Here is a 13,520-nt window from a genome sequence, read left to right on the forward strand (position 1 = left end):
AGAAAGGGAGGAAAGGGATTGCTTACGCACGCTTAACTGCTCCTGCGTAAGCAATCCCTTTCCTCCCTTTCTTCCCCTTCCGCCCTTTCCTCCTTTATTCCCCTATTTCTCAAACATCTCTTCCACCACCTTTCTCCCCACCTTACGGGCTGAGAGGGGGTTTTGGCCGGTTACCAGGCGTTCATCTACTTCGAGGTGGGGTACGTAGGGAATCAGCGATTTGCTGTAAATAGCGCCGCGTTCTTTCAGGGCATCTTCCAGTAAAAACGGCACTTCTTCGGTCAGTCGGGCAATTTTCTCTTCCATGTTCGAGAAGCCTGTTACCTGCTTATTTTTCAGAAACGGCGAGCCATCAGACAGTTTCACGTTCAACAGCCCCGCCACACCGTGACACACTGCTGCCACCATACCGCCATGCTCGTAGATATGCCGGGTAATGGCTTGCAGGGCCTCATTGTCAGGAAAATCCCACATGGTCCCGTGCCCACCTGTGAAGTAAATAATCTGGTAATCAGCAGCATTGACCTCATCGGGACGTAGCGAACTGGCCAGCTTTTCCTGAAAAACCGGATTGTGCATCCACTTATCATTCGTGTTGTCCCGCGACTCTACACTTCGCTGATCGAGTGGAATAGCTCCGCCCTTGGGACTGACAAAGTCGAACTGAATATTTCGATCCTGCAGTTCATCGTAGAAATGGGTGGCTTCGCTAAGCCATAGGCCCGTTTTCTGAGGCTTCGTCAGGTAATCCGTGTGGTTGGTGCAAACAATCAGGGCTTTCATAGAAATACGGCTTAAACGCAAGTAAAGCAGGGTAAGTAGCAAAACAAATTTAGCTTGCTTTGCTACTTACCCTGCTTTACTTGCGTTTAAGCAGGAAAGAAATTATAAAACCGCCAATCAGGAATAATTATAACCCTGACCGTAAAGCATTTAACACGGCGTCGTACGCTTTCTTTTTAGTACCGGCCGGATTGTATAGAAGGGGAAAATCAGTCCCGTTTCTGTATCGCCAGCTTTGATTGTCAAGAACTCCCCAGATGGTTACGCCGTAACGCTGCGCTTTGGGCACGTTGCGCATGTAGGACGTGACAATATAACCGTACATGTCGGCCTGCGCATTTTCCAGGGTTTCCGAAAATAGTAACGTAGTGGCATTGTTGGTGTTAACGCCTATGTCCAGTTCTGAAACGTGAACGAGTAAGCCAGTAGCCGCCAGTTTTCGGAAATGATTGTCGATCTGCTCTCTGCTGGTGGTAAGACTAACGTGCATTTGGGTGCCTATACCATCTACTTTTGCCCCTTTGCTTCTGATTTCTGCTACATACTTGATCAGTGAATCCAGCTTGGCGGTCGAAAACTCGAGGTTGTAGTCGTTGATGAACAACTTGGCTGCCGGATCGGCTTCAGCGGCGTATTTAAATGCTTTTACCCCGAAATCACGGCCCAGGTAGTCGCTCCAGACAAAAACATCATTGGCGGTAGCGTTAGCCGTATTCGTGCTGTTTCTGATTGCCCCGGCCGGCCCGTCAGAAAACATTTCGTTGATTACATCCCAACCACGCACCTTTCCCTTGAAATGACCGGCAACCTGTTGGATCGTCAATTTAAGCAGGCTATCCACTTTTGCGTAATTATTGGTTGCGCCGCCCGCAGCAATTAATTCATTCACACTTACATCGTCGATATAGTAAGTGTTACTGTTGCGGCCCAGATCAAATACAATACGGGTTTGCGCTTCATTGGCGGTGATAAGCCAGGTTACCCGCTGCCAGGCAGTGCCAATAGCCTGATCGGCCTGATACAAGGGGGTTGGTTGGGTAGAAAGCCGTATAGACCCACCGGCTGTTGCCGCTTTTACCCAATAGCTAACCTGATATTGTTTCCCAACCGTGAGCGCAATAGGATCAGAAGCCACTTGCACACGCCAATGTTCAGTATCGTAGGCGGTCGGGTTTACCACTTTCATGGAGCGGGTGCCGGAACGTACCTCTGCCGTGCCGGAACCCACCGTTATGGTGGCAGTACCAGCTGGATTACCCGAGTTAAACACAGAGAAATTGGCAAAACTGGTAGCATCGCCCGTTTCAAAACCAGGATTTTGAGCCAGGTTTGTGGCACTCGGACTAGCCGAACTCAGCACGCTTCTGTAATAGGTACCTTGGGTTTGTGAGTGCCAGGCTAAAACGTGCCCGTGAATCTGCATATTAGCCGCTTGTGCAGCAGCCACCATGGCATCGGCGGTTGTGAAATTGTATGCCCCGGAACTGTTCAAGAGGGCATTATTCTTCATTTCATTCTCAAACGTAATGCCGTTAAAATCCCTACTGACCAGCGTAGAGGAAATGGCATTGGTTAGAAAAGCCCCGTTACTAGCGGCCACCGCAATCGGAAATGTAGCCACCGATTTGAACGGTACGCTTCCCAATACAACGGGCGGTGTCGGTGTGGGCGTGACTCCCCCGCCATCATCATCTTTTTTACAGGCGGACATGACTGCTAGCAGCATTCCGACCCCCAAAGCTATTTTTCTCATAAAGAAAGTTTATGGTTTATTGAATACTTTTTTTACCCTCTCGCACAAAACACACTAGTTTGTCCAGGAGAAGTTATATGCTATATGAAGTATTCCTATAGAAGTACCCTGTATTATCATAATAGTATAGCAATTGGTTAATAACTGAATGTTCACGATTCGCCCAATCGGGCAAGCCCTTAGAAATGAGGGCACAAAAAAACGTGCGTCATCTAAGATGACGCACGTAACACGGACTTCAGTCCGTACTAGATTAGTTTGATCGAGATTGGCAGGCGGTCCGAGGCCACGACTTGAATAGTAATATCCAGTAGGTACTATGCATTACGGACTAGGCGTCCCCGACTAAAGTCCGTGTTACACTAGCTTTCCTTTCAAAAAATCGGCGGTGTAGCTGATGCCTTCTTCCAGCAAGATCATTTGTTCGGGTGTACCCGCAAAGGTAACGTACCCACCGGCGTCGCCGCCTTCTTTACCCAGGTCAATGATATGGTCGGCCGATTTGATGACCTCCATATTATGTTCGATAACAATGACCGAGTCACCCTGATCGACCAGCGCGTTGATGGCTTTCAAGAGTTTGCGGATGTCGTGGAAGTGCAGGCCGGTTGTTGGTTCATCGAAAATGAACAGCGTTTGGCCTTTGTTCGGATTGCCTTTGCCCAGAAACGACGCCAGCTTTACCCGTTGCGCCTCCCCGCCCGACAGTGTATTGGCCGATTGCCCCAAACCAATATAGCCCAGGCCTACTTCCTGCAACGGCATGAGTTTATCAGCCATTTTCGGCTCCACTTTCCGGAAGAAGTCAATCGCTTCATCGACGGTCATGCCCAGCATATCCGATACACTTTTCTCGGCCAGGGTTACTTCCAGCACCTCCTGCTTGAAGCGTTGGCCGTTACAACCTTCGCACTTTAGGTAGATGTCGGCCATGAATTGCATCTCGACCTTCACTTCTCCTTCGCCCTGACAAATCTCGCAGCGACCACCGTCTACGTTGAACGAGAAATGGCTGGGTTTGTAGCCCCGCGCTTTCGATACGGGTTGGTCGGCCATAACCTGCCGGAGGTAATCGTAAGCCTTGATATACGTGACCGGGTTAGACCGGCTCGATTTACCAATCGGGTTCTGATCGATCATTTCAATGGCCATAATCCGGTTGACCGAGCCTTTCAGATCCGAAAACTTACCAGCTTCTTCGCCACCTTCACCTTTCAGCCGCGACAGCGCCGGGTATAATACCTTCCGAATCAACGTGGATTTGCCGGAACCCGACACGCCCGTTACCACCGTGAGGGTGTTGAGCGGAAAACGCACGTCCACATCTTTCAGATTGTGTTCCCGAGCGCCTTTCAGATCGATCCAGTGCGTAGGCACCCGGCGGAACGTCGGCACCGCCACCACCTCACGACCCGTCAGGAAATCGAGGGTATGGGAAGGAAATGAAGAATTAAGAATTAAGAATGGCTCCGCACCTTCGCCCTGATACTCAACAGCGCCACCGCTACGGCGGACCGTCTTAATTCTTAATTCTTCATTCTCAATTCCTTCCCAGGTTCCCTGGAAAACCAGATGACCGCCACCGGAACCGGCTTCGGGACCTATGTCGATGATCTGATCGGCGGCGCGCATGACCTCTTCTTCGTGCTCAACCACAATGACCGTATTACCCATGTCGCGCAGGGTTTCCAATACACTCACCAGCCGTTGGGTATCGCGCGGGTGAAGCCCGATACTCGGTTCGTCGAGGATATACATGGAGCCAACCAGCGCAGAGCCTAGCGATGTAGCCAGTTTAATGCGCTGATATTCACCACCCGACAGGCTATTCGTAAGCCGATTCAGCGTCAGATAACCTAACCCTACGCGCTCCATGTAATCGAGGCGATTCTGAATTTCGATCAGAATACGGTCGGCAATGCGACGTTGTGCAGTGGGAATATCGATAGTGCGGAAAAAAGCGGCCGATTCGGCAATGGGCATCAGCACCAGATCGGTAATGGATTTGTCGGCCACTTTTACGAAACTGGCATCCCGGCGCAAGCGTGAACCCCGGCATTCGGGGCAGGTGGTTTTGCCCCGATACCGCGACAGCATCACCCGGTACTGCACCTTGAACGTCTGACTTTCCACAAAGGCGAAGAAATCATTCAGGCCACTGAAATACTGGTTACCCGTCCAGAGTAATTCTTTTTGTTCGGGTGTCAGCTCTTTATACGGCCGATGAATGGGGAAGTCGAAGCGAATGCCGTTGCGGAGAAGAGGTTTCATGAACTCTTCGCTCATTTTCTCACTCCGCCAGGGGGCAATTGCGCCTTCAAACAACGACAGATTTTTATCGGGAATAACCAGATCGGGGTCAATGCCCAGCACCTTCCCGAAGCCATCGCAGCGGCGGCACGCTCCATAGGGGTTGTTGAACGTAAACAGGTTTACGCTCGGCTCCTCGAAAGCAATACCATCCAGCTCGAACCGATCAGAAAACAACCGCGATTGTCCCTCTACAACATCGCTAGCCATCACCTCGACCCGGCACGATCCGTCACTTTCGCTAAAGGCCGTTTGAACTGAGTCAGACAGTCGGTATTGCGTATCTTCATCGGGTTCGCCCTGCGGGTCGAACTGCACCGTGCTGCGGTCGATCAGGATTTCGAGTGTGGCGTCGGGGCGGGGTAGTAATGACCGAACCAGATCACCGGTTTGCCCGGCTTCGGCCAGTTTGGTAGCTTCGTCGAGCAGGTCTTCCATCTGAAAAACCTGGCCGTCGGCTACCAAACGGGTATAGCCTTTTTGGAGCAACAGTTTAAGTTCAGTAGCCACCGTACGGTCTTCGCGCACGTACATCGGGGCCATCACCATAATGCGCGTACCCTCGGGCTGCGCAAAAATGAAGCTGACCACGTCGGTTACCGAATCGCGTTTTACCTCATTGCCTGATACCGGCGAGTAGGTACGTCCAGCGCGGGCAAACAGCAGTTTCAGGTAGTCGTAAATCTCGGTCGACGTACCTACCGTTGAGCGAGGGTTCCGTGAGGTCACCTTTTGCTCGATGGCAATAGCTGGCGAAACACCTTTAATGTATTCTACCTCAGGCTTTTCCATACGCCCCAAGAACTGCCGGGCGTAGCTACTAAGGCTTTCGACGTACATACGTTGCCCTTCGGCAAACAGGGTATCGAACGCCAGCGACGACTTGCCAGAGCCGGACAAACCCGTTACCACCACCAGCTTGTTGCGCGGGATGGCCACATCAATATTCTTCAGATTATGTACCTTCGCCCCCTTAATAATAATGAACTGTTTGGGGTCGAGGTGGTCGACCGACCTGTCTGGCGCGGTGGCCATAACATCGGTTTCGGCGGGTTGAATCATGCGTTGAATTAGCGTTACCTTATCTAATTTTCAACGGAAAATGACCTCACTACGTTCAGTAAACTGATACTATGATTATTCACCAGGAAGACCTACTCCGGCTTGCGCTAGCCCTGCTATTAGGCGGGTTAATCGGTGCCGAGCGCGAATACCGTTCCAAAGCGGCGGGTTTTCGAACCACCATCATGATCTGCGTGGGGGCCACGTTGTTTACCATGGTTTCGAGCCGGATTGGTGACGACCGCATTGCGGCCAACATTGTTAATGGCATTGGTTTTCTGGGGGCCGGGCTCATTTACAAGGAAGAAAGTCGGATAAAAGGGCTCACAACGGCCGCTACGGTTTGGTCGGTGTCGGCGTTGGGCATGAGCATCGGCGCGGGCTACTACGACATTGCCCTGATTGGATTCGCGATCATCATGGGGTCGCTGCTTTTTCTGGCTAAACTCTCGTACCGAATTACCCGCCTCAATCAGACCCGCGAATACAAAGTGGTGACCAACTACAAAAACAAAACCCTGAATCAGTATGAACGGGTATTTACCGACTGCGGGTTATCGCCACGAAGAGGCCCGCAGCAGCGTATAGGAAATGAGATTAGCGGGCGCTGGAAAGTTTCCGGCCCTGAAGAGGCGCATGAGAAGTGCATTAAGCGATTACTCAATGATACTGACGTGAAGGAGTTTGTGTTTTAACGTCTCGACTTTACGCGAAAGCACTCCTTTATATCGTTATTTACACTGACTTTTTGTTGTGACACAACCGCCCAGGCGGATTACTATGAGACAGATACATCATCTTTTACTGCTGGTTGCACTCTTGACCAGTAGCGTAGCCTTCGGGCAGATTACCGAAGACCCGGAAGAACGCCGCGACCAGGGCCAAACGCCCTTGAAATCACAAACCCCAACTGGCGAACCCCTGCCCTTGAAAGAGCGTATCCGGTTTGGCGGTGGTATCTCGGCCCTTCAATTCAATCCATTTAGTCTTGGCGTATCGCCCGTGGTAGCCTATCAGGTGACCGAGCATTTTGTGGCGGGCATCGGTGGCGGTTATACGTACACCAATTTCAAAAACTTCTACGGAGGTAATTTGAATCAGTACTCAGGACGAATTTTTGGCATGTACGAAATTCTTCCCGGCCTGATTCCTAACATTTACGCCCACGTTGAACTCGACCAGCGGTCGTATAAAGCTACGGGTCAGTTACCCTCTTTTTTGGGTCGAACAACAGGTTCATCAACGGCCACGTGGTTGGGAGCCACTTATTCGCAACCCATTGGACGCTTGTTTTCGGCCAACCTATCGGCGTTGTATAATGTAAGTTACTCCAGGACGTTCAATGACCAGATCCTCTACGGTAACAGTCCGTTCACGATTCGAATTCTGTTCTTCTAGCTGGTACCAACTCTATCATGCAGAAAGCCACTCCAAACGGGTGGCTTTCTGCGTTATTTTAATACCTGTACTGAGTCCTGCGTGCTGGTAGCCAACCAGCCTTTGTCGGTATGACGTATCCAGCCGAGGCGATACGTACCTGCGTGAAGCATAGCGGGCAATACCGACGAACGCACACCTTTGTCTGGCAACCAGGGTTTCAATATGGGTTTCGGCATGCGCTGTGCGGGTAACACATACCAGTTGTTGGCCGATCGGATATACACGAAATCAGGCTTCAGCAACGTGTCGTTTTCCATGTAAAGCGCATCGGTATTCAGGTACGTTACCGGCCTTGCGGCTGTTGTGAATGTAGTAACGGAATCCTGAGCGGGCAGGTAATGCATCGCTTTCTCGATGCCCTTGATTTCAGGAAGGGCAGGAACCCGATAAATCCCCTGATTCAACGCCTCATTCCACCCTTTTTGCCAGTAAGCATCCTGCCCAAATGTCTGACTGATTACCGAATACCGATAGTATTTAAGGGCCACACCCTCGGCGACCTGCCGGTTATAGCGTTCGGCTAACATAGGGCCATAATACAACCAGGCATTCACCCAAAACCACAGGGTCAATCCGGTGCTTACCCAGCCGGTAATTTGCCGCCAACGGCCGGTTAGCTGCATAATCAGCAACCCATACACCACAATCAGGCACCAGACCGCATAGAGTTGATAGCGATCGATCACCATCAGGTTGCCATCACTTCGGGCTAACGCCGCCGCTACCACCGACCCCATCAACGTAAGACCCAGTCCCAAAAAAGGAATCAGAGAGGCATTGGCTGGTTTGACTAATTTAAGCAACAGGCGTAACCAGCTCCCGGCAATAACTACCAGAACAAGCACTCCCGCGCTCAGAACAACCCATTGACCGGGCAACAACAGCCAGCGCCGCTGATCGAAATAAAGTGCGCTTCCCGCAAAGCTGACAATGCTTTTAACGATCCAATTGGGGTGTTGAGCAACCGTCGTCATCGAGTCTTTCGCCATGAAATTGTAATCGACGCCGAAGTACAAACCAATCAGTAATACGCCTGTTATGATCCAGATGATGGCCCAACGCCACTGACGAGTCAACACTAACAGACCCACAACGGCCACCCACATAAAAAGGCCATTACTGTTTGAATACAAGACCAGTCCACCTAACGCCAATGCGCCAATCTGCGCTGACGTTTCGGGATGAGCCAGCAGCCGAAAAACGACGATCATCAGCAAGAGCGTCAGCGTATGCTGTAACAGGCACAGCACCCACCATACATCTTCCTGATACGAAGGCTGGAATACTAGTAACGCCACCGGCAACACCAGCCACGAAGCAAGACCCGCCCGTTTAAACAACTGATAGACTTGCCAACATAACCCGGCAATGCTCAGACTGCCTACCAGCGTCAACGTTCGGTAATTTACCTGGCCTTCAAGCCAGAAGTCGGCCAGAACAAGCAGACGCGAAAGCAAAATACGGTGGTCATTATGCTGCTCTACCAACAAACGGATCACCTCCCGAAAGGACGTGCCCGGCTCGGTAATGCGCCGAATACTGTCTATGTAGAGATAATCATCGACTTGAGGTACATTGATGGCATAGCGAACAATGGCCGCGTAAAAGGCAGTGGCCAGTAAGAAAATGGCACCGGCAACCCAACGATCAGCTGTGCGGGTAAGACTTGAACTGGAAACTGACATGCATAAAAAAGGGACTTTGCAGTCCCAAAAGTAGGTAAATTCATGCCTTGTCTGCCGTTATTCAAGTTGTGGCTGACTATTGAACCGATGTTTACACGCCTGTGCGACCCAGAATCAGATCGGCGGCTCGCTCGGCAATCATGATCACCGGCGCGTTTGTATTGCCCGAAACGATCGTTGGCATGATCGACGCATCCACCACGCGCAGGCCCTGTATCCCCCGCACACGAAGCTGAGCATCCACAACAGCCCCTTCATCATTGCCCATTCGACACGTACCTACGGGATGATAGACCGTCTCGACAATTTTGCGAATGTGAGCCATCAACGCTTCGTCCGACGAATTATCGGCCGGTATCAGGGCCCGTTCCCGCCACGGCGAAAAAGCCACCGATCGATTCAGATCCAACGCCAGTTTTGTACCGGTTAGCAGCAGGTCATAGTCTTTCTGGGTCGACAGAAAATTAGGCTGAATCACCGGCGCTTCCAGCGGGTTTGCCGACCGCAATCCAACGTACCCACGACTAGTTGGCTGTAACAAAGTTGGCAGGATAGACCAGCCATCGGCTTTCTTCGGATAGGTATCGGGATTGTAGAAATCGGCTTTATAATCGTCGCCAATGTGAATAGGCGCAAAATGAAGCTGTAAATCAGGCTGCGTGAGCGTGTTAGAGGTACGCACAAAGGCATTGGCCTCCAGCGGACTGATCGTAAACGGGCCTTTTTTTGCCGTTACGTACTGCCACATTCCTTTTAACTGATTAGCCGGATTCAGCCAGTGGTTTACTCCTACCAGTTGATTGGCCAGCGAACTAACGCCCACAAAGAGGTGATCCTGCAAGTTTTGGCCTACACCGGGTAAATCAAGTTTCAGGTCGATATGATGCCGCCGTAGCTCGTCGGCCGGTCCAATGCCTGAAAGCATCAGCAGTTGTGGTGAGTTAAAAGAGCCCGCCGCCAGAATGATCTCGCGCCGGGCCATCACTGTTTCGGTCAGGCTTTTACCCGTAGTCAGTTCAACGCCAACGGCCCGTCCATCTTTCACCACAATACGCTGCGTGTGCGCATGGGTACGTATGGTCAGGTTGGGGCGATTCAGCACAGGTTTCAGGAAAGCCCCAGCGGTACTATGCCGTTTCCCGTTCTTGATGGTGAATTGAAGCAACCCGGCACCTTCCTGCTCGGCCCCATTCATGTCGTGATTTTCGGGAATACCGTGTTGTTTACAAGCCTCCACAAACGCATCGGCCAAAGGCGTTTTAAACCGCGTTGCGTAAGTAACGTTCATGGGACCATCGATGCCATGATAACGGGAATCCAATTGACTGATTTGCTCGTTACACTCCGACCGCAGGAAGTAGGGCAGCACTGTTTCAAAGTCCCAGCCCGTGTTACCCGCTGCCGCCCAGGCATTGTAATCGGCCCGATTACCACGCACGTACGCCATTGCGTTGGTGGAGCTACTACCGCCCAGCGTTTTGCCACGCGGTAAAAACATCCGTCGGCCATCTACGTGCTCCTGTGTTTCGGTATAATACGCCCAATCAACGCTTGTTCGGTTTAGTTTAGCATAGCCCGCCGGTATGTGTATTTCCCGTTTTTTATCGGGTGCACCAGCTTCAAGCAGCAAAACCGTTACTGCCGGATCGGCCGATAACCGGTTGGCCAGTACACAGCCCGCAGAGCCAGCACCGACAATGATATAATCGAATGACATCATATATAAGACCGCAGATTCAATTCTACCTATTCTCGGCTTTACCCCCAACCCCCTGAAGGGCTAATGCGCTGCAGGTTTGCCTTTGCAAAGCATTAGCCTCCTTCAGGGGGTTGGGGCCCTTTAAACGGCCCAGTCGAATGAGCGCTCTATGGCTTTCTTCCAGTGGGCTAGCAAATCGGTTCGTTTTTCCTCGTCCATGGCGGGCGTAAACGTGGCTTCAACACCCCAATTGGCTTTCAATTCATCGATAGACGACCAGTAACCAACCGCCAAACCTGCGGCGTAGGCTGCGCCAATGGCGGTTGTTTCGGTAACCTTCGGGCGAATAACAGGTACGTTGTTGATGTCGGCCTGGAACTGCATCAGCAAATCATTGACCACCATGCCTCCGTCGACCCGCAACGTTTTCAGGGGAATTTCGGCATCTTCCTGCATGGCCTGCAACATATCATAGGTTTGAAAAGCAGTAGATTCAAGGGCAGCCCGGGCAATGTGATTTTTGGTCACGAATCGGGTTAAGCCAGCTATAATTCCCCGAGCATCGGTTCGCCAGTAGGGCGCATACAAACCTGAGAAAGCGGGTACAATGTAGGTGCCGCCATTGTCTTCCACTTGTTCCGCCAGGGTTTGCACCTCAGCACTCGTTTGAATAATACCTAGATTATCGCGTAGCCATTGTACTAAGGCACCGGCAATCGCTACGCTCCCTTCCAGTGCGTAATGCGGTGGTTCGTCACCAAACTGATAAGCAACCGTGGTAAGCAGTCCGCAGGTTGAGGGGCGAATGTGAGTTCCGGTATTCATCAATAGAAAACAACCCGTACCATACGTGTTTTTGGCCTGACCGGGCTCAAAACAGGTTTGTCCCACCAACGCCGCCTGCTGATCACCCAAAACGCCGGTTATCGGCACGCCGGGAATTACTTCCGAGGTAATTGTCCCAAACAACCCGCTACTGGGTCGAATGGCGGGCAACATAGCTCTGGGAATATTCAAGACCGATAACATGTCGTCGTCCCAATCGAGCGTGTGCAGATTCATTAGCTGTGTGCGACTCGCGTTTGTTACGTCGGTAACATGCTTGCCACCCTGAGGCCCGCCGGTCAGGTTCCAGATCAGGTAACTATCGATGTTCCCGAAGAGGGCTATTCCTCGTTCGGCATCTTCCCGTACGCCAGATACGTTGTTGAGTATCCAGCCGATTTTGAGCGCACTGAAATACGTGGCCAGTGGCAGACCAGTTTTTTCGCGAAACCGATCAGCGCCTCCGTCTTTGGCCAGTTCTGCTACCACATCTTCAGTGCGCACATCTTGCCAGACTATAGCATTGTAATAGGGCTTCCCCGTCTTTCTGTTCCAGACAACGGCCGTTTCCCGCTGATTGGTAATGCCCACCGCTTCAATGTCGCGCGTTGTCAATCGGAGTTGAATGCGGGCTTTTGCAATCACTTCGAGTGTATTCTGCCAGATTTCTTCCGGATCGTGTTCTACCCAACCGGGTTTGGGGTAAATCTGGGTATGTTCTTTCTGGGCCACTGAGTGAATGTTGCCCTGCTTGTCCACGATAATACATCGGGTACTGGTAGTGCCCTGATCAATTGATGCAATAAACGAAGCCATTCTGTTCTGTTTAGGAATAGTAATTGATTATCGAAACTTATGGATAATCTGTAAAGTAAGCAGAAAATAACCATCGTTTTTTGCCGGATTACCACGAGTGGCCCCGATTACGTTTGGCGGCAAACCAAATGCGATCCGTTTATCAGCAAGGTTTCTTTCCAGTTCGGATGAAGCAGACTTATCAACATACACGGTGCTTACATCGTCGAGGTAATCAGTTCTTACATGCGTATATCGACCTTCAATACTCAATAACGTCGATTTATTGAGGGCCATCGGGAAGCCCAGGCCATAGTTGACTTGTGCCGCCCACAAAGCGTATTCGTTGCCTTCGGTTTTGAAGTCAGGTAATGAATAGACAGTGTTGTTCAGGAGAGTAGATGGCGATAAAGTTGTCGCGCCTACACCGCCAAACAGATAGAATACATTCCACAAATTACCCACCTCGGGGGATAGCATATCCCATTTTACCCGGGTATTGACCGAGAAATTAGTGGCATAGAACGATAGCTGATTAGCGGCGTTTTTGGTGTATTGCTGGGTCGCTCTTATGTGATATAAACCTATATCACTCATCAGGCACCATCGTTCATGAAATCGATAGCGGTAATGGCCTTCTATACCCCATCCAAATTGAAGATGAGCCAGATTATATCGTTCGCTCAAATCACCACAATACCGACTGGTTGATACGTGAACACCCACGGAATGATCGCCGATACTTTCGCTCCATTTATTGGCCGTCGATTGGGCGAAGGCTAACTGGCTAAGGTATAAACATAAAACAATGTATAAATATAAACGACTCATTACCAATGGATTTTGTCCGGTAAAAGTCTCAAGATATCCTATCTTCTCCCATTAATCACGGTTCACTGTTAACTTTCGCCAGACTAGTTTACCGTACTGTTATACCTCTAAATTGTAGTTACTATCGTTGCCTTAATGATGTTATATAGCTTGAAAAATGTCCTTAAAATCGGGGTTTTATCCGTACTAAATCGGATCAATTTCTGAAGTATGTATCAACAAAAAGAGCTGCCTCTTGCGAAGCAGCTCTCTGTTGTCTAGGGGTGGCGACCGCCTACTCTCCCGGTCGTGACACCAGTACCATCGGCAGTGCGGGGCTTAACGGCTCTGTTCGGAA

General features: G+C 50.8%; 9 protein-coding genes. 2 read left to right on the plus strand and 7 right to left on the minus strand.

All coding sequences use genetic code 11. From position 1 onward, the window contains the following. Positions 1 to 102: 102 nt before the first annotated feature. The 3 genes from ACAW87_RS25675 to ACAW87_RS25685 form a co-directional block, all read right to left on the minus strand. Positions 103 to 783, minus strand: coding sequence for a type 1 glutamine amidotransferase domain-containing protein (locus ACAW87_RS25675; RefSeq protein WP_370726533.1), 681 nt, complete (start codon positions 781 to 783; stop codon positions 103 to 105). Between the two features lie 127 nt (positions 784 to 910). Next, positions 911 to 2,494: an endo-1,4-beta-xylanase gene (locus tag ACAW87_RS25680; RefSeq protein ID WP_370726534.1), complete on the minus strand. Its 1,584-nt coding sequence runs from the start codon at positions 2,492 to 2,494 to the stop codon at positions 911 to 913. Between the two features lie 399 nt (positions 2,495 to 2,893). Beyond that, positions 2,894 to 5,908: an excinuclease ABC subunit UvrA gene (locus tag ACAW87_RS25685; protein WP_370726535.1), complete on the minus strand. Its 3,015-nt coding sequence runs from the start codon at positions 5,906 to 5,908 to the stop codon at positions 2,894 to 2,896. Between the two features lie 71 nt (positions 5,909 to 5,979). Here ACAW87_RS25685 and ACAW87_RS25690 point away from each other — a divergent pair, with 71 nt between their 5' ends. Then, positions 5,980 to 6,603 (plus strand): MgtC/SapB family protein, encoded by a 624-nt coding sequence (locus ACAW87_RS25690; protein WP_370726536.1) that lies wholly within the window; start codon positions 5,980 to 5,982, stop codon positions 6,601 to 6,603. A gap of 85 nt (positions 6,604 to 6,688) precedes the next feature. Further along, the gene (locus ACAW87_RS25695) at positions 6,689 to 7,306 is read left to right on the plus strand and encodes a porin family protein (protein WP_370726537.1); all 618 of its coding nucleotides are present in this window, start codon (positions 6,689 to 6,691) and stop codon (positions 7,304 to 7,306) included. Positions 7,307 to 7,359: 53 nt separating this feature from the next. Here the strand turns inward: ACAW87_RS25695 and ACAW87_RS25700 are convergent, their stop codons facing one another. From ACAW87_RS25700 to ACAW87_RS25715, 4 genes are all read right to left on the minus strand, one after another. Further along, the gene (locus tag ACAW87_RS25700; RefSeq protein ID WP_370726538.1) at positions 7,360 to 9,033 is read right to left on the minus strand and encodes a hypothetical protein; all 1,674 of its coding nucleotides are present in this window, start codon (positions 9,031 to 9,033) and stop codon (positions 7,360 to 7,362) included. Between the two features lie 91 nt (positions 9,034 to 9,124). After that, positions 9,125 to 10,750 (minus strand): GMC family oxidoreductase, encoded by a 1,626-nt coding sequence (locus ACAW87_RS25705; protein WP_370726541.1) that lies wholly within the window; start codon positions 10,748 to 10,750, stop codon positions 9,125 to 9,127. 123 nt (positions 10,751 to 10,873) lie between these two features. Further along, the gene (gene glpK, locus ACAW87_RS25710) at positions 10,874 to 12,373 is read right to left on the minus strand and encodes a glycerol kinase GlpK (protein ID WP_370726539.1); all 1,500 of its coding nucleotides are present in this window, start codon (positions 12,371 to 12,373) and stop codon (positions 10,874 to 10,876) included. 27 nt (positions 12,374 to 12,400) lie between these two features. Beyond that, a complete protein-coding gene (locus ACAW87_RS25715) occupies positions 12,401 to 13,183 on the minus strand; it encodes an outer membrane beta-barrel protein (protein ID WP_370726540.1) in 783 nt (260 codons plus the stop codon). Positions 13,184 to 13,520: the final 337 nt, after the last annotated feature.

The sequence above is a fragment of the Fibrella aquatica genome (assembly GCF_041321135.1).
GTDB lineage: Bacteria > Bacteroidota > Bacteroidia > Cytophagales > Spirosomataceae > Fibrella > Fibrella aquatica.

Coding starts and splice junctions, on each gene's coding strand:
- ACAW87_RS25675 (WP_370726533.1), bottom strand. CDS start 783: ATGAAAGCCCTGATTGTTTGCACCAACCACACGGATTACCTGACGAAG.
- ACAW87_RS25680 (WP_370726534.1), bottom strand. CDS start 2,494: ATGTCCGCCTGTAAAAAAGATGATGATGGCGGGGGAGTCACGCCCACA.
- ACAW87_RS25685 (WP_370726535.1), bottom strand. CDS start 5,908: ATGATTCAACCCGCCGAAACCGATGTTATGGCCACCGCGCCAGACAGG.
- ACAW87_RS25690 (WP_370726536.1), top strand. CDS start 5,980: ATGATTATTCACCAGGAAGACCTACTCCGGCTTGCGCTAGCCCTGCTA.
- ACAW87_RS25695 (WP_370726537.1), top strand. CDS start 6,689: ATGAGACAGATACATCATCTTTTACTGCTGGTTGCACTCTTGACCAGT.
- ACAW87_RS25700 (WP_370726538.1), bottom strand. CDS start 9,033: ATGTCAGTTTCCAGTTCAAGTCTTACCCGCACAGCTGATCGTTGGGTT.
- ACAW87_RS25705 (WP_370726541.1), bottom strand. CDS start 10,750: ATGTCATTCGATTATATCATTGTCGGTGCTGGCTCTGCGGGCTGTGTA.
- glpK (WP_370726539.1), bottom strand. CDS start 12,373: ATGGCTTCGTTTATTGCATCAATTGATCAGGGCACTACCAGTACCCGA.
- ACAW87_RS25715 (WP_370726540.1), bottom strand. CDS start 13,183: ATGAGTCGTTTATATTTATACATTGTTTTATGTTTATACCTTAGCCAG.